This is a genomic window from Salinibacillus kushneri (assembly GCF_900111405.1).
Taxonomy (GTDB): Bacteria; Bacillota; Bacilli; order Bacillales; family Alkalibacillaceae; genus Salinibacillus; species Salinibacillus kushneri.
Genome location: NZ_FOHJ01000003.1, coordinates 337,647 through 353,737 on the forward strand (window position 1 = coordinate 337,647; position 16,091 = coordinate 353,737).

Consider the following 16,091-nt stretch of genomic DNA (forward strand, 5'->3'; position numbering starts at 1 on the left):
AAATAAAGAGCTGGATTCATAAATAAATGCTTCTCTTTGGCAAGATTATTTCTTCTTTCATTTTGAAAATGAGCGTTTAGCCAAAAGTGACAGGTGCCCCTTATTAATGATATATTTTTGCTAAGAAATGAATGGAGGGTACCAGCATGAAAAATATCCTTTTTGTCTGTACTGGCAACACTTGTCGAAGCCCCATGGCAGAAGCCCTTTTAAAGCATAAATCAAAAGATATTCAAGTGAAATCGGCAGGCCTTTTTGCTGGTAAGGGTGCACCAGCATCAACACAAACTCGAGAGGTTCTATCCGAAAACGGAATTAATCTGAATCACCAATCCCAGCCCCTAACTCCACAACTAGTCGAATGGGCAGACCTCATTTTGACTATGACCTCAAATCATAAGCAAAGCATTATCATGCAATATTCGGAAGCTGAAGATAAGGTATTTACTTTAAAGGAATATGTAGATGAAAACCAACTGGAAATATGGAGGGAACTGAAGGAAGCTTATGCAACCTTAGAGAGTAATCGTGCCATTCTCAAAACCTCTGATGACAAGGATTTAAGTCGAAAAAATGAGGAAACCCGCAAAAAAATAGACGCTTTGGAAAAACAAGTGGAAAGTTTAGATATTCAGGATCCTTTTGGCGAAGATGTGAACGTTTATCGAAAAACCCTGGAAGAGCTCGAAAAATATATTGAACTTCTTTGGGAAAAGGTAGACAATAGAGACAAATAGAATATACGGGTTTTGGGGGGATTAGAGAATGGCAGATAAACACCGCTTCAGCCTAAAGGTTAAGCTTGTCTGTTTTACCACGGTTCTGGCCCTTATTACATATGGGACAAGCGCATTTTTTATTTATGTATTAAATGATTATTTACAATCGTTTTTAGGCTTATCAGAACCGGTTTATATGATTACGATTTTACTGCTCGGGATTATTTGGTCAGGGATTTTAGCTTATTTTGCAGCTGGATTTATTATTAAACCACTGTTAAAACTAAAGGATGCCGCTAATGAAGCAGCAAATGGCAACATGGCAAAAGATGTCGAAGTATCCAAATCCAATGATGAAATTCGTTCTCTAGGGTTAGCTTTTAATACCATGCTGGCGAGCCTTCGTGATATCATTACAAATATCGAGGACAATTTTGATCAAACCCATCAATCAGTTGGAGCAATCAAACAATCGGTAATGAACGCAGAGCAGCAGGCAAGTACCATTTCACAAACCATTTCAGAAATCGCTTCGGGTGCAGAAAGTTCTTCCTCATCCATTTTACAAACGGCGGAATCTGTTGAAGAAGCGACCCGCCTGGCAAGAGAGGTGCAGAAGGAAGCTAAGCATTCCCATTCGTTATCACAAGGCATGCTTGAGACACTTAATCAGTCAAAAGGAATTATTGGGAAATTGGTGACCAGTGTTCAAAATATCTCTACAGATCAGAAAAATTCATTGGAAGCTGTGGAACGATTGGAAAAAAACGCAGCTGAGGTTGAAAAAATCATTTCCCTTGTTGGAGAAATTGCGGAACAGACAAACCTTTTAGCCTTAAATGCCTCTATTGAAGCAGCAAGAGCAGGAGAACATGGACAAGGCTTTGCTGTGGTAGCTGAAGAAGTGCGTAAACTTGCAGATGAGAGTTCCAGAGCGGTTCAAAATATTTCAGGTTTCATTGCAACGATTCAGCAGGATGTTAGAGGCGTAGTAGAACAAATTCAGAATCAAGTCAGCTATGCGAGACAAGAGGCTTCTAAGGGTGAGGAATCCAATGTGGCCATTGAAAATGTGTCTACGTCTGTTAACGAAGTGGCAGATGCTGTAGGGAATATTTCAGATTTAATGGATAAACAACTAGCTACCATGGAAGCAACATCTAAAGAATCTCAGGAAGTTGCAGCGATTGCAGAGCAAACCACTGCCGGAACTGAGGAAGTAAGCGCGTCTATTCAGGAACAAAATGCAGTGATACAAGAAGTTAGTAAAAAAGCTTATCAATTAGAGCAGCAAGCGAAACAACTCAATCGTCAAATTCATAAGTTTCAAAAATAATGGAAGGAGCTTTTCGCTTGGTGAAGAACATGTCTGACTTACAAACCGACATTAAAAGTCATCTTGAGGAACTAAATCACGATTGGCTGAGGAGTAATCGTTTAAAACATGGTCAGATTTTTGTGCTTGGGTGTTCAACGAGTGAAGTAGCAGGAGAACGCATTGGTACGTCTGGAAGTGAAGAAATTGCTGAAGTGATATTTTGGGGAATGCAGACGTTACAAAAAGAAACGGGAGTACACCTTGCTTTTCAATGCTGCGAACACTTAAACCGCTCCCTTGTAGTAGAACAGAACACAATGGAAAGGTTTAACTTAACCCAAGTGTCAGCTGTACCCATTCCGAAAGCCGGGGGATCGATGGCTTCCTATGCTTATCGCCACATGGGGAATCCGGTCCTGGTTGAGTCCATTACTGCTCATGCAGGTATGGATATTGGGGATACATTTATCGGAATGCACTTAAAACAGGTAGTCGTCCCGCTTCGTTTAAAGCGCAAGAACATAGGTGAAGCCCATGTGACCGCCGGCTTTTCACGTCCGAAGCTCATTGGTGGTGAACGAGCCGTCTATTCAATACCAGAATAAGTACATTAAACCATAAAATTTGAGTAATCTGTGAGGAGGAGAAAGCTGTGGAGCATTTAAAAAACGTAGATCCGGAAATTACGGAAGCACTCAAAAAGGAAAAAAAGAGACAGCAGGATAAAATTGAACTGATTGCATCTGAGAATTTTGTTTCAGAAGCGGTAATGGAAGCAGCAGGATCAGTCATGACGAACAAATATGCAGAAGGCTACCCTGGACGTCGTTATTATGGGGGCTGTGAATACGTAGATATTGCCGAAAATTTAGCCCGTGATCGTGCGAAACAATTATTTGGAGCTGACCATGCTAACGTACAGCCACATTCTGGTGCCCAGGCGAACATGGCAGTATATTTTACCATTCTTGAACCCGGCGATACGGTTTTAGGCATGAACTTAAACCATGGAGGTCACTTAACCCATGGAAGTCCTGTAAACTTTAGTGGAACACAATATAATTTTGTAGATTATGGTGTGGATAATGAAAGTGAGCAAATTGATTATGAGGCTGTTTTGGCCAAAGCAAAAGAGGTGCAGCCGAAGCTTATCGTTGCTGGGGCGAGCGCTTATCCCCGTGAAATTGATTTTGCTAAATTCCGTGAAATTGCTGATGAAACAGGTGCGTACTTAATGGTAGACATGGCGCATATTGCTGGGCTTGTTGCAACTGGACTTCACCCAAATCCAGTGCCATATGCCCATTTTGTCACAACAACAACGCATAAAACCTTGCGCGGTCCTCGAGGCGGAATGATTCTTTGCCAGGAGGCGTTTGCTAAAAAGCTGGATAAATCTGTTTTCCCGGGCATACAGGGCGGTCCGCTTATGCATATTATTGCTGCTAAAGCTGTAGCCTTTAAAGAAGCGTTGGAGCCGGATTTTAAAACCTACTCACAACAAATTATTGATAATGCAAAACGCTTAGGTGAATCCCTGACAAATGAAGGGGTACGTCTTGTATCCGGTGGCACAGATAACCATTTACTATTGCTCGATTTACGTCCACTTGAATTAACCGGAAAAGTAGCTGAAAAGGCTCTTGATGACGTAGGTATAACCGTCAATAAAAATACCATTCCGTTTGATCCGGAAAGCCCATTTGTGACAAGTGGTATCCGAATCGGAACTGCAGCTGTTACCACACGTGGCTTTGATTTAGAAGCAATGGACGAAATTGCAGCTATTATTGCTCTAACCTTGAAAAATACCGACAATGAAGAAAAATTACAAGAAGCGAAAGAGCGGGTGGAAGCATTAACAGCGAAATATCCGCTGTATCTGGACTAATTAAGGAAGCAGACGGTTCTGAAACCTGAGATTCCTTATTTCAGCTAGATTCCCAGCTCTTTTGCTAAAAAAGGAAGACTGGCAAGGATTTATTGGTGCCAGTCTTTTTTGTGGGAAATTTTTGCTTTTACATCATGACTTAGCTTTTTATGCTATGAGTGGTAAAATGATTTATTAGGATGTCTATATCAACTGGGTTAGGTAAATTTTCAACCAGCTAAAATTAAATTTTTCAGAAATCACCTATACAGTTGAAACGATAATTTTATTTCAGTACAATTTGAAAGATATATCTTTTAATAAAAGGAGAGTTCGGTTCATGGGAAAAGTGTACGTATTCGACCATCCACTGATTCAACACAAACTAACATTTATTCGTGATAAAAGTACGGGAACGAAGGAATTTAGAGAGCTTGTTGATGAGGTAGCAACATTAATGGCGTTTGAGATTACAAGAGATCTTCCACTTCAGGAAGTTACAATTGAAACGCCTGTGGAGACGGCAAAATCAAACGTGTTGGCTGGCAAAAAACTTGGTCTTATCCCCATTTTACGTGCTGGTTTAGGCATGACTGACGGAATTCTTCAACTTATTCCAGCTGCGAAGGTCGGTCACGTTGGGTTATATCGTGATCCTGAGACCCTTCAGCCTGTGGAATACTATGTGAAACTACCATCTGATATTGAAGAGCGGGAATTAATCGTCATTGACCCGATGCTTGCAACAGGTGGTTCAGCTATTGAAGCCATTCAGGCATTGAAAAAACGTGGAGCCAAACAAATTCGCCTTATGTGCCTGATAGCAGCACCAGAGGGCGTAGAAGCTGTTAAAGAAGCACACCCTGATGTGGACATCTATTTGGCAGCTTTAGACGAAAAATTAAACGAAAAAGGGTACATAATTCCAGGTCTTGGAGATGCAGGAGATCGATTGTACGGAACGAAATAATATCTATTAATGATGGGGAGTGGTGAAAGTGAACAAGCGCCTGCGAGTGATGATTATATTTGGGACTAGGCCAGAAGCAATCAAGATGGCACCACTGGTCTTAGAATTAAAAAAGCGAACAGAACAATTTGAGCCGATTGTAACCGTCACCGCACAGCACCGTGAAATGCTGGATCAGGTTTTAGATTTATTCGGAATTGAACCGGATTTTGATTTAAATATTATGAAACAGCGGCAAACCTTGGCAGAGATAACAACGAGGGCTCTTGAAGGTCTTGATAAGGTTATGAAAGAAACCACTCCCGATATGATTTTGGTTCATGGAGATACAACAACTACATTTACCGCCAGTCTGGCTGCTTATTATAATCAGATTCCAGTTGGGCATGTAGAGGCGGGGCTTAGAACATGGAATAAATACTCCCCATTCCCTGAAGAAATGAACCGCCAGTTAACCGGCGTTATGGCTGACTTGCATTTTGCCCCAACTCATAAAGCAGAGCAAAATTTGTTGCGGGAAGGTAAAGATCAACACCATATTTTTGTAACAGGAAACACGGCTATTGATGCCTTAAAAACGACCATCCAATCTGACTATGAGCATAAAGGTTTGATAAAGGCTGAGGGAAAACGACTTGTTCTTGTCACGGCTCATCGGAGGGAAAACCTGGGGAACAAAATGGAGCAAATGTTTCGTTCAATCAAACGTTTGACTGATAAACATGAAGACATACAGGTCATTTATCCTGTCCACTTAAATCCAGTAGTTCAAGACACAGCGAAGAAGATATTAGGTGATCATAATCGAATTGACCTTATCGAACCTCTTGAAGTTCTTGACTTTCATAACTTTGCAGCGAGATCTCATCTGATATTAACGGATTCAGGTGGTGTCCAGGAAGAAGCGCCATCACTTGGGGTACCGGTTCTCGTGCTCAGAGATACGACGGAAAGACCTGAAGGAGTAGAAGCTGGCACCTTAAAACTTGCCGGGACAGATGAAGAGACGATTTATAAATTGGCAGATGAGCTGCTTTCAAACGAACATGCTCACGACCAGATGGCTTGGGCTTCCAACCCATACGGTGATGGACAGGCATCCAAAAGAATAGCAGACGCCATTTTGTACTTCTTTAACCAGACAAAAGAAGAACCCGAACGCTTTCGAGTAACCTGACTCTCTTTAAAGAGAGTCAGGTTTTTATTAGTTTCGATGGGATTAATCCTGTTATTTAATGATTAATTGGTTTATAAGTGTAATTCGAATTATCACGGACCCATTTAATTAAAACAATTTTTTAATATTTTAAATCACCAATATAAAATTCCGAACCCCCACGCATATTTTTTTATCTCACAACAAAAACTAATAAGAAAAAAGTGGGAGCGGTTCAATCTATGATAAGTAAGGCCATAACGAAAGTCACCATTATTCTTTTTCTCACAGCAGCATCCTTTCTCACATCCTTCGATCCTCGCTACGCTCAAGCCATGGGTGAGGAGGTTTCTGTTATTGTTGAAGTAGACGGAAATCCCTATAAGTGGAAGAATTACATAGAAGATTATCATCCGTTCGTAGAAGTTGTACATGTTTATGATACGCTCTTGAATGCACTTGCTATAAAGGGTGAGGCGAAAGATGTTTATGATATTGATAAAGAGGATTTTATTCAGCATGTTTTCCCGGCACAGACTTATGAGGTACCGCAGCCAACTATAAAAAACTCAGAATCTAATGAAACCAAATTATCGTCACATCAAAGCAATCATTCTGGGCAAAAGGAAACACCTTCCTCATCAAGCGTAAAGCCTCCAAGCCGTCCCGTTCAGTCGAAATATACAGGTGAGGGTGTAAAGGTTGGTGTGATTGATACCGGAATTGCTTATGAACATCCTGATTTGGAGACAAGCTTTAAGGGCGGGTATGATGTCGTGGAATTTGATGAAGATCCAATGGAGACCTTGCCCAAGCAAGGAGCACCAACATTTCACGGTTCTCATGTATCAGGTATTATAGCGGCCAATGGGGAGATGCAGGGTGTTGCACCTGATGCTGAGATTTATGCTTATCGTGCTCTTGGCCCCGGAGGTGTAGGTTCATCTGTAGGGATCATTGCAGCGATTGAAAGAGCGGTTGAAGATGGTATGGATATCATTAACCTGTCGCTGGGGAGCACCGTGAATAGTCCTGATTGGCCCACGAGTATGGCTGTGAATAAGGCGATTGATCAGGGTGTAGCTGTAGTTATTGCAAACGGGAATTCAGGGCCGGAAAATTGGACTGTTTCTTCCCCGGCTACATCGGTAAAAGCCCTGTCAGTAGGAGCTTCCATTACCGAAATGGACATCCCTTTTTTAGCAGCACCGCTTGATGATAAAAAAATTACTTTAAGTCCCATGATGGGCTCGCCTGATTGGGAGCTTCAAAAGCCGTATAAATTGATAAATGGGGGACTGGGAAAGAAGCCGATTGATAATGCGGAAGGGAAAATTGTTTTGTTTAAACGGGGTGACATTCCGTTCACCGAAAAAGTTCGGAAGGCTGAGGAAGCAGGGGCCATAGCTGCGATTATTTATAATAACGAAAAAGGGAAGCTTGAAGGAGGGTTAACCGTACCCCCATCTATTCCGGTTGCTGCTGTGTCAAAGAAGGATGGGAAATGGCTGCTCGAAAAGACCAAAAACGAGGAATGGCTGCATACATCTTATCAGCATTTGGAGGATAAACTTGCCTCGTTCAGCTCAAAAGGTCCAGTTGTAGCCAATTGGGACATAAAACCAGAAGTCATTGCACCTGGCGTCAAAATAGCAAGTACAGTGCCCGGGGGCTATCAGGAATTACAGGGGACAAGTATGGCTGCTCCATTTGTTACGGGTGTTTTAGCGCTTATTAAAGAGGCCCATCCTGAATGGGGACCGAAAAAATTAAAAGCTGCTGTTCTCTCAACATCAAAGCCTTATCAAAATCAGGAAGGACGTCTTTATAAACCAATTGAACAAGGGATGGGTGAAGTAAAGCCGGAAAAGAGTATTAATCCGGACATTCTGATTTATGGAAGTCGACTCACTTTTGGAAAAGTTGATCAGCGAAACGAAACCAAAACGGTAAACATGGTTATAGAAAACCGCTCCAATCAGGAGAAAAAGTTTCGATTTGATATTCCGAATGATTCCAAAGGTGTTACGTGGGATGTTCCTCAAACGTTTTACGTAAAGCCCAAGGAAAAGAAAAGGGTTAAAGTTGGATTACGGGTACATTCTGGAAATTTAAAAAAAGGATTACATCAGGGCTGGTTATCATTATATAATGAAAACGAAGCCATGAAATTACCGTACCTATTTGTGAATAAAACATCCAACTATCCAAAAATTGATGGTTTGGAGCTGTCTGTTTCACCCTTTAAACAGGATCAATTGAAATATCGCATGTATCTTCCGGATGGTGCTGATCAATTAACAATAGACTTATATGATCCAAGTACACTGCGTTATATTAAAACCATTGTGGAAGAAAAAGATGTAGAAGCGGGCATGTTAGAAAGTGTTTTACCGAAAGAAAAGGTAGGAAAAGATCAGTATCTTGCACTTGTCAAGGTCTTAAATGGTCAAGAATATAGTTCAATTGTGACAGATTTTCAAATTTTGCAGCACCCTTCATAATTTTAACTGTAAATTTATTGACAGAAAAAAGCTACTATTGTATGCTAATCTAGGTGTATGATAGGGTTTTCAAGCACCCTCTTATGTTTGAATTTAACCCATGGATTGAGGTGCCCTCATGGGTAAAGATCAAAAGCCTTTTCATGCCTTTGCGTTGACAAGTGCAATTATTTCCTATTTGTCAGGGTGTACGCTAGTTGGCATATTTTTCGGAAGATGGATTGACCAGAAACTTGGCCTGTTTCCAACTTTTTTAATTGTTGGACTTTTCATTGGCTTGGGTGTAGGGGTTTATGGCACAATTAACTTAGTCAACAAATACACAGGAGATAACTAATATGCAGCAATACAAGATGATGGTCAATCGTCAAAGGAAATGGATGCTATATTTACTAGCCCTCTTTGTTATTGGGTGGGGTTTTACATCTTATCCTGATATATTTTTAAGCCTGATTTTAGGCTCCTCATTAAGTTTTTTTAACCTCTGGCTCATACAACGCAAGGTTAACCAAGTAGGACATGCTGCATCCAAACAGGTGACCTCCCGAGCTCTTGGGACTTTTTCACGTTTTGCAAGTGCAGCACTCGCGGTGGTCATTGCATTCCGCTATCCGCAATATTTCCAAGCAATACCCGTTATATTGGGATTAATGACAGCTTACATGGTCATTATCATAGATTATGCTCTACATCTTAAAGAATTAAACCCTAGGAAGTGAGGTGAAATATTTTGGAACACGAGGCACCGATTTACCAAGATTTGTTTGGCATCTCATGGTTAGACTTTAACCTTTCCAATGTGGTGATGATGATTGTTGCCGCAACCATTGTATTGATTATTGGTGTTTTAGCTAGTCGGAATATGCAGCAAAAACCGACGGGACTTCAGAATTTTATGGAATGGTTAATTGATTTTGTCAAAGGAATCATTGGTGGCAATATGGATTGGAAAACTGGTAAACAGTTTCTTCCCTTGGGTATGACGTTGATTACATATATCTTCGTTTCCAATATTTTAGGGGTTATCATGATGATTAGCATCAACCATGACTTATGGTGGAAATCCCCAACATCTGATCCGGGGATTACATTGTCACTAGCCGTTTTAGTTATTCTATTAACAAACTATTATGGTGTTAAAACATTAGGTGCAAAAGAGTATGGTAAGAGCTTTATTAAACCACTTCCATTAATGTTGCCTTTTAACATTATTGAAGAATTCGCCAATACGTTGACGTTAGGTCTTCGTTTATTTGGTAACATTTATGCAGGGGAGATTCTATTAACTCTACTTGCAGGACTCATGACATCTGGAGCTCTTGGATTCTTTGGAGGTATTATTCCAATGTTGGCCTGGCAAGGCTTCAGTATCTTTATAGGTGCAATCCAGGCATTTATTTTCACGATGTTAACAATGGTCTATATGTCCCACAAAGTGAGTCATGACCATTAATTTTTAATACTGAAAAAATTAATTAATAATATTTTGAGGAGGAATTTATAATGTCAGGAATAGCAGCCGCAATTGCAGTAGGTTTAGCCGCACTTGGTGCAGGTGTAGGTAACGGTCTTATCGTAAGTCGTACAGTAGAGGGAATCGCGCGTCAACCAGAACTCCGCGGTGCCCTTCAAACAACTATGTTCATCGGTGTAGCATTGGTCGAAGCCCTACCAATCATCGCCGTCGTAATCGCATTTATGGTAATGTAGGTTTAAAAGCGGAAGGGCCCCGCTTAGCTCCGACCGCATAAGCAGAATACGCGGAGTGGCGTGCTTTTGGCCACGGAGCGGATTATGCTTATGACGGCTTGGAGCTGGGCACTGGAGCTGGATAGGTTTAAAAGCGGAAGGGCCCCGCTTAGCTCCGACCGCATAAGCAGAATACGCGGAGTGGCCTGCACTTTTGCTACGTAACGGATTATGCTTATGACGGTTTGGAGCTGAGCCCTGTAGCTGGACAAAGAAAAGCGGAAGGACCAACACTCCAAAGGGTTTCTCAACTCACAAACAAACGATTGTTTAACCCCAAGGAGTTAGTCCAACCGCAATCCTTATTCAAGTAAAGAAGCTTTTCGCCATCTGAACTTGGTTTTAAAAACAAGTTTGACGATTGAAAAGCCGATATCAAATGTTTTGGCGAAAGGAGTGTGTGTGGCGTGTTAGATACAAGCGTTCTCGTATTAAACGCTAGTGGATTCAGCTTTAATGGTGGCGATATTATTGTATCCTTGCTAACGTTCATTATTTTGCTATACTTTCTAAAGAAATTTGCATGGGGTCCATTGATGAACGTGATGAAAGAACGTGAGGATCATATCGCAAATGAAATAGATACTGCAGAAAAAAATCGCCAGGAAGCAGAACGCTTAGCAGAGGAAGCAAAAGAAAACATCAGAAATACAAGACAAGAAGCACAGCAAATTGTTGAAGATGCTAAGCAGACGGCGAAAGAACAAGAACAATCCATTATTCATGCTGCTCGCAATGAAGCAGATCGTATAAAAGAAACAGCTCGTCAGGAAATCGAGCAGGAAAAAGATAAAGCCATTACGGCATTACAAGATCAAGTGGCTTCCTTGTCCGTAAGAATTGCCAGCAAAGTCATTGAAAAAGAACTCTCTGAGAAAGATCAGGAGGAGCTTATCAATGAGTACATCAAAGAGGTAGGAGATAACGATGAGTGATTCAGTTGTTGCGAGTCGTTATGCCGTTGCCCTTTTTGAATTAGGACAAGAGAAATCATTACTCGATCAACTTTTAACGGAAGTCCAAACTGTACAATCCGTTTTTAAAGAAAACAAGGAGTTAAATATTCTCCTTCAACATCCAAGCATTTCCGCCGAGAAGAAAAAAACGCTTTTAAAGGATGCTTTCAAGGATGTTACCAAGGAATTATTAAACACACTGTTTATTATGGTTGAAAGCCATCGTGAAACGGAAATTACATCGATGACAAAAGCTTTCATTTCGATGACAAATGAATCACGCGGGGTAGCCGAAGCTGATGTCTATTCCGTTCGAGCGTTATCGGATGATGAGAAGCAGTCACTAGAAAAAGTGTTTGCAGAGAAACTAGGGAAAAACTCTCTACATATTACAAACATCATTGACCCATCTCTTATTGGTGGAGTGAAACTCAAAATTGGGAATCGCATTTATGATGGAAGTGTTAGTAGAAAGTTAGAACGTATTGAACGTGAGCTGGTTTCTGCAAACAAATAAGATAGGGGTGAAATTGGATGAGCATCAATGCTGAAGAAATCAGTGCGCTGATCAAACAGCAAATCGAAAATTATGAATCTGATATAGAAGTAAATGATGTAGGTACTGTTATTACGGTTGGTGACGGTATCGCACGTGTTCATGGTCTTGATAATGTCATGTCCGGTGAGCTTGTTGAATTTTCCAATGGTGTAATGGGTATGGCACAAAACCTTGAAGAAAATAATGTCGGTATTGTCATCCTTGGACCTTTCTCAGAAATTCGTGAAGGCAGTGAGGTACGCCGTACAGGCCGCATTATGCAGGTGCCTGTAGGAGAAAATCTTAAAGGCCGGGTTGTAAATCCTCTAGGCCAGCCAATCGATGGTTTAGGAGATATTGAAACAAGTAAAACTCGCCCAATTGAATCACCGGCACCTGGTGTAATGGATCGTAAATCTGTTGATGAACCATTACAGACAGGTCTTAAGGTTATTGACTCCATGATTCCAATTGGCCGTGGTCAGCGTGAGCTTGTAATCGGGGACCGTCAAACCGGTAAAACAGCGATTGCATTAGATACAATCATTAACCAGAAGGATCAGGATATGATTTGTATTTATGTAGCTATCGGACAAAAGGAATCAACCGTACGTGGCGTAGTGGAAACCCTTCGCCAAAATGGTGCGCTTGATTACACGATTGTTGTTTCCGCTGGTGCATCTGACCCGGCACCACTCTTATACCTGGCTCCATATGCGGGTGTATCCATGGGTGAAGAGTTCATGTATAACGGAAAGCACGTTTTAGTTGTATATGACGACTTATCCAAGCAGGCAGCTGCTTATCGTGAACTTTCCCTGTTACTTCGCCGTCCACCAGGCCGTGAAGCATTCCCGGGAGATGTTTTCTATATTCACTCACGTCTGCTTGAGCGTGCAGCAAAGCTTAGTGATGACAAAGGTGGCGGATCCTTAACCGCACTTCCTTTCGTTGAAACTCAGGCGGGAGACATTTCCGCATACATTCCGACCAACGTCATCTCCATTACAGATGGACAGATTTTCTTAGAGACGGATCTATTTAACTCCGGTGTACGTCCGGCGGTTAACGCAGGTCTTTCCGTATCCCGAGTTGGTGGGGACGCTCAAATTAAAGCGATGAAGAAGGTTGCCGGTACACTCCGTCTTGACCTTGCTTCCTTCCGTGAGCTTGAATCATTCGCTCAGTTTGGTTCCGACCTGGATAAAGCAACACAGGATAAACTGAACCGTGGTGCTAGAACCGTTGAAATGCTGAAACAGGGACTTCACCAGCCACAGCCGGTTGAAAAGCAGGTATCCATTATTTACGCATTGACCAATGGATATCTTGATGACATCCCAGTTGAAGACGTGCAGCGGTTTGAATCCGAATTGTTCGACTGGATGGATAAAAACGCAACCGAAATTCTGGAGCATATTCGTTCAACAGGTCAACTGCCGGAAAAAGAAGACTTCAACAATGCGATTGAAAGCTTCAAGAAAACGTTTGTTGTATCCGAATAAGTGATTTGCATAATGGCTAGTCCAGAAAAAGGTGGTGAAATGGTGTGGCATCCCTTAATGACATAAAAGGCAGAATTAATTCAACGAAAAATATGAAAAAAATCACGAGTGCAATGGAAATGGTTTCAACAGCCAAGCTGAATCGTGCCGAACAAAATGCCAAGTCATTTGTTCCGTATATGGAAAAGATTCAGGAGGTTGTAGCCAGCATTGCCTCTGGTGACTCTGACGCCAATCATCCAATGTTGACGTCCAGAGATGTAAAAAAGACCGGCTACGTTGTCATTACGGCAGATCGTGGTCTGGCAGGTGCTTTTAACAGTAACGTACTTCGGGAATTAAATAATAATCTTTCGAAGCACAAGTCAAAAGATGAATATATCGTCATTGCAATCGGAAAAATGGCACGGGAGTTCTGCAGAAAACGGAACATGCCTGTCGCGACAGAGGTTGTAGGTATCGACGACCAGCCGGACTTTGCCGACATTAAAGAACTGGCGACCGAGACGGTAAATCTGTTCGTTAATGAAGAAGTTGACGAAATTTACATGATCTACAATCATTTTGAAAGCATAATTTCCCAGAAAGTGACCGAAAAGAAATTGCTTCCATTAACAGATTTAGACAGTGGGAATCAGAAGACGTCAAGCTCTTACGAATACGAGCCTAATCAGGAAGATATTTTAAATGTTTTACTGCCGCAGTATGCTGAAAGTCTGGTATACGGTGCGATTTTAGACAGTAAAGCCAGTGAGCATGCCGCACGTATGACGGCTATGAAGAATGCTACCGATAATGCGAACGATATGATTGATGACCTAAGCTTAACGTATAACCGTTTACGTCAGGCAGCCATCACTCAGGAGATTTCCGAAATCGTTGGTGGAGCATCCGCTCTAGAATAGGACATGAATGCAGTAAGGAGGGAAAAGGATGAGCAAAGGATATATCACTCAGGTAACAGGTCCGGTAGTAGACGTGAAGTTTAATTCCGACAACCTGCCTGAAATCTATAATGCTTTAGTCGTAAAGCATGAAGCGCAGGATGACTCAAGCGTTGATATTGATCTTACATTGGAAGTTGCTTTGCATTTAGGTGACGACACCGTTCGTGCCATTGCCATGTCAGGTACAGAAGGCCTTGTACGTGGTATGGAAGTGCAGGATACGGGCGCACCAATTTCCGTTCCGGTTGGGGATGAAACCCTTGGACGTGTATTTAACGTGTTAGGCGATAAAATTGACTTAGAAGATGAAATTGGCGAAGAAGTGGATCGGAACCCAATCCATCGTCCATCTCCTGAGTTTGAGAACCTGTCAACAGGAACTGAAATTCTTGAAACCGGAATTAAAGTTGTAGACTTGCTTGCTCCTTATACAAAAGGTGGTAAGATCGGTCTGTTCGGTGGTGCCGGTGTTGGTAAAACCGTATTAATTCAGGAGCTCATTAACAACATTGCCCAGGAGCACGGAGGTATCTCCGTATTTACCGGTGTTGGAGAGCGTACCCGTGAAGGTAACGACCTTTACTTTGAAATGAAAGATTCCGGAGTTATTTCCAAAACAGCCATGGTATTCGGACAGATGAACGAACCCCCAGGTGCCCGTATGCGTGTGGCCCTGACAGGTCTGACAATGGCTGAATACTTCCGTGATGTAGAAGGTCAGGACGTTCTGTTATTTATCGATAACATTTTCCGTTTTACACAGGCTGGTTCAGAGGTATCCGCCTTACTCGGCCGTATGCCATCTGCCGTTGGTTATCAGCCAACCCTTGCGACGGATATGGGTCAATTGCAAGAGCGTATTACATCAACCGATAAAGGTTCAATCACATCCATTCAGGCTGTATACGTTCCTGCCGATGACTATACAGACCCGGCACCAGCGACCGTTTTCGCTCACTTGGATGCGACAACAAACCTGGAGCGTTCCTTATCAGAGATGGGTATCTACCCAGCTGTGGACCCGCTTGCTTCAACTTCCCGTGCCCTTGACCCTAACGTAGTAGGCGAAGAGCACTATGAAGTGGCACGTAACGTTCAAAGTACTCTGCAGAAATATAGAGAGCTTCAGGATATTATTGCCATCTTAGGTATGGATGAATTAAGCGATGAGGACAAACTTACCGTTGCCCGTGCCCGTCGTATTCAGTTCTTCCTATCACAGAATTTCCACGTAGCTGAACAGTTCACTGGTCAGCCAGGATCCTATGTTCCAGTTGAAGAAACCGTTCGTGGATTCAAGGAAATTCTTGATGGTAAATATGACGACATTCCAGAAGATGCCTTCCGTCTGGTTGGACGCATCGAAGAAGTTGTTGAAAAAGCTGAACAAATAGAGTCTTAGGGGAAGTGCAACTTTCTAATTAGAAGCCCAAGGAGGGGTTAACCATGAAAACAGTGACCGTGAGTGTTGTCACTCCTGATGGCCCTGTATTGGAAAATGCGTACGAAATGGTTAGCTGTAAAGCAGAAAATGGCGAACTTGGGATCCTGCCAGGGCACATTCCCCTCGTTGCGCCATTAACCATCAGCTCTGTACGTTTAAAAAAAGAAGGAGACGAGGATGAACTCGCCGTCAGCGGTGGCTTCCTGGAAGTCCGCCCTGACAATGTCACCATTTTAGCCCAATCCGCTGAAAAACCAGGTGACATCGATGTTGAACGGGCACGCAAAGCCAAAGAACGTGCCGAACGCCGTCTCCAGTCCAAACAAGACGATATTGACTTTAAACGCGCCCAGTTAGCGTTACAGCGTGCAGTGAATCGCTTAGATATCGCAGGAACTAAATAATAAACGTTTAC

At 42.2% G+C, this 16,091-nt stretch carries 17 protein-coding genes; all 17 read left to right on the forward strand.

The window, feature by feature from the left end:
* Window positions 1–146 precede the first annotated feature (146 nt).
* The gene (locus BMX63_RS06295) at window positions 147–737 is read left to right on the forward strand and encodes a low molecular weight protein arginine phosphatase (RefSeq protein ID WP_093133075.1); all 591 of its coding nucleotides are present in this window, start codon (window positions 147–149) and stop codon (window positions 735–737) included.
* A 28-nt stretch (window positions 738–765) separates the two neighbouring features.
* Complete coding sequence (locus BMX63_RS06300; RefSeq protein WP_093133077.1) at window positions 766–2,055, forward strand: methyl-accepting chemotaxis protein; 1,290 nt, start codon at window positions 766–768, stop codon at window positions 2,053–2,055.
* Between the two features lie 29 nt (window positions 2,056–2,084).
* Window positions 2,085–2,642 carry a TIGR01440 family protein gene (locus BMX63_RS06305; RefSeq protein ID WP_093133209.1) on the forward strand — a complete coding sequence of 186 codons (558 nt, stop codon included), beginning with the start codon at window positions 2,085–2,087 and terminating at the stop codon, window positions 2,640–2,642.
* A gap of 47 nt (window positions 2,643–2,689) precedes the next feature.
* A complete protein-coding gene (gene glyA, locus BMX63_RS06310; RefSeq protein ID WP_093133079.1) occupies window positions 2,690–3,928 on the forward strand; it encodes a serine hydroxymethyltransferase in 1,239 nt (412 codons plus the stop codon).
* A 319-nt stretch (window positions 3,929–4,247) separates the two neighbouring features.
* Window positions 4,248–4,877, forward strand: a complete 630-nt coding sequence (upp, locus tag BMX63_RS06315) for a uracil phosphoribosyltransferase (RefSeq protein ID WP_093133081.1) — start codon at window positions 4,248–4,250, stop codon at window positions 4,875–4,877.
* Between the two features lie 28 nt (window positions 4,878–4,905).
* Window positions 4,906–6,054, forward strand: a complete 1,149-nt coding sequence (wecB, locus tag BMX63_RS06320) for a non-hydrolyzing UDP-N-acetylglucosamine 2-epimerase (RefSeq protein WP_093133083.1) — start codon at window positions 4,906–4,908, stop codon at window positions 6,052–6,054.
* A gap of 221 nt (window positions 6,055–6,275) precedes the next feature.
* Window positions 6,276–8,537 carry a S8 family serine peptidase gene (locus tag BMX63_RS06325; RefSeq protein WP_093133085.1) on the forward strand — a complete coding sequence of 754 codons (2,262 nt, stop codon included), beginning with the start codon at window positions 6,276–6,278 and terminating at the stop codon, window positions 8,535–8,537.
* Window positions 8,538–8,655: 118 nt separating this feature from the next.
* Entirely contained in the window at window positions 8,656–8,874 is a 219-nt protein-coding gene (locus BMX63_RS06330; RefSeq protein WP_093133088.1) for an AtpZ/AtpI family protein, read from the forward strand.
* 1 nt (window position 8,875) lies between these two features.
* Entirely contained in the window at window positions 8,876–9,256 is a 381-nt protein-coding gene (locus BMX63_RS06335) for an ATP synthase subunit I (RefSeq protein WP_093133090.1), read from the forward strand.
* An 11-nt stretch (window positions 9,257–9,267) separates the two neighbouring features.
* Window positions 9,268–9,990: a F0F1 ATP synthase subunit A gene (gene atpB, locus BMX63_RS06340; protein WP_093133092.1), complete on the forward strand. Its 723-nt coding sequence runs from the start codon at window positions 9,268–9,270 to the stop codon at window positions 9,988–9,990.
* Between the two features lie 50 nt (window positions 9,991–10,040).
* The gene (atpE, locus tag BMX63_RS06345) at window positions 10,041–10,247 is read left to right on the forward strand and encodes a F0F1 ATP synthase subunit C (RefSeq protein WP_093133095.1); all 207 of its coding nucleotides are present in this window, start codon (window positions 10,041–10,043) and stop codon (window positions 10,245–10,247) included.
* A 446-nt stretch (window positions 10,248–10,693) separates the two neighbouring features.
* Entirely contained in the window at window positions 10,694–11,221 is a 528-nt protein-coding gene (locus BMX63_RS06350; protein ID WP_093133097.1) for a F0F1 ATP synthase subunit B, read from the forward strand.
* A complete protein-coding gene (locus BMX63_RS06355; RefSeq protein WP_093133099.1) occupies window positions 11,214–11,759 on the forward strand; it encodes a F0F1 ATP synthase subunit delta in 546 nt (181 codons plus the stop codon). The genes BMX63_RS06350 and BMX63_RS06355 overlap by 8 nt, the downstream gene beginning before the upstream one ends.
* Before the next feature lie 17 nt (window positions 11,760–11,776).
* Window positions 11,777–13,285, forward strand: coding sequence for a F0F1 ATP synthase subunit alpha (gene atpA / locus BMX63_RS06360; protein WP_093133101.1), 1,509 nt, complete (start codon window positions 11,777–11,779; stop codon window positions 13,283–13,285).
* 44 nt (window positions 13,286–13,329) lie between these two features.
* Window positions 13,330–14,190 (forward strand): ATP synthase F1 subunit gamma, encoded by an 861-nt coding sequence (gene atpG / locus BMX63_RS06365; RefSeq protein WP_093133103.1) that lies wholly within the window; start codon window positions 13,330–13,332, stop codon window positions 14,188–14,190.
* A 28-nt stretch (window positions 14,191–14,218) separates the two neighbouring features.
* The gene (gene atpD / locus BMX63_RS06370; RefSeq protein WP_093133105.1) at window positions 14,219–15,634 is read left to right on the forward strand and encodes a F0F1 ATP synthase subunit beta; all 1,416 of its coding nucleotides are present in this window, start codon (window positions 14,219–14,221) and stop codon (window positions 15,632–15,634) included.
* Between the two features lie 44 nt (window positions 15,635–15,678).
* The gene (locus BMX63_RS06375) at window positions 15,679–16,080 is read left to right on the forward strand and encodes a F0F1 ATP synthase subunit epsilon (protein ID WP_093133107.1); all 402 of its coding nucleotides are present in this window, start codon (window positions 15,679–15,681) and stop codon (window positions 16,078–16,080) included.
* Window positions 16,081–16,091: the final 11 nt, after the last annotated feature.

Coding starts and splice junctions, on each gene's coding strand:
- BMX63_RS06295 (WP_093133075.1), top strand. CDS start 147: ATGAAAAATATCCTTTTTGTCTGTACTGGCAACACTTGTCGAAGCCCC.
- BMX63_RS06300 (WP_093133077.1), top strand. CDS start 766: ATGGCAGATAAACACCGCTTCAGCCTAAAGGTTAAGCTTGTCTGTTTT.
- BMX63_RS06305 (WP_093133209.1), top strand. CDS start 2,085: ATGTCTGACTTACAAACCGACATTAAAAGTCATCTTGAGGAACTAAAT.
- upp (WP_093133081.1), top strand. CDS start 4,248: ATGGGAAAAGTGTACGTATTCGACCATCCACTGATTCAACACAAACTA.
- BMX63_RS06325 (WP_093133085.1), top strand. CDS start 6,276: ATGATAAGTAAGGCCATAACGAAAGTCACCATTATTCTTTTTCTCACA.
- BMX63_RS06330 (WP_093133088.1), top strand. CDS start 8,656: ATGGGTAAAGATCAAAAGCCTTTTCATGCCTTTGCGTTGACAAGTGCA.
- BMX63_RS06335 (WP_093133090.1), top strand. CDS start 8,876: ATGCAGCAATACAAGATGATGGTCAATCGTCAAAGGAAATGGATGCTA.
- atpE (WP_093133095.1), top strand. CDS start 10,041: ATGTCAGGAATAGCAGCCGCAATTGCAGTAGGTTTAGCCGCACTTGGT.
- BMX63_RS06355 (WP_093133099.1), top strand. CDS start 11,214: ATGAGTGATTCAGTTGTTGCGAGTCGTTATGCCGTTGCCCTTTTTGAA.
- atpA (WP_093133101.1), top strand. CDS start 11,777: ATGAGCATCAATGCTGAAGAAATCAGTGCGCTGATCAAACAGCAAATC.
- atpD (WP_093133105.1), top strand. CDS start 14,219: ATGAGCAAAGGATATATCACTCAGGTAACAGGTCCGGTAGTAGACGTG.
- BMX63_RS06375 (WP_093133107.1), top strand. CDS start 15,679: ATGAAAACAGTGACCGTGAGTGTTGTCACTCCTGATGGCCCTGTATTG.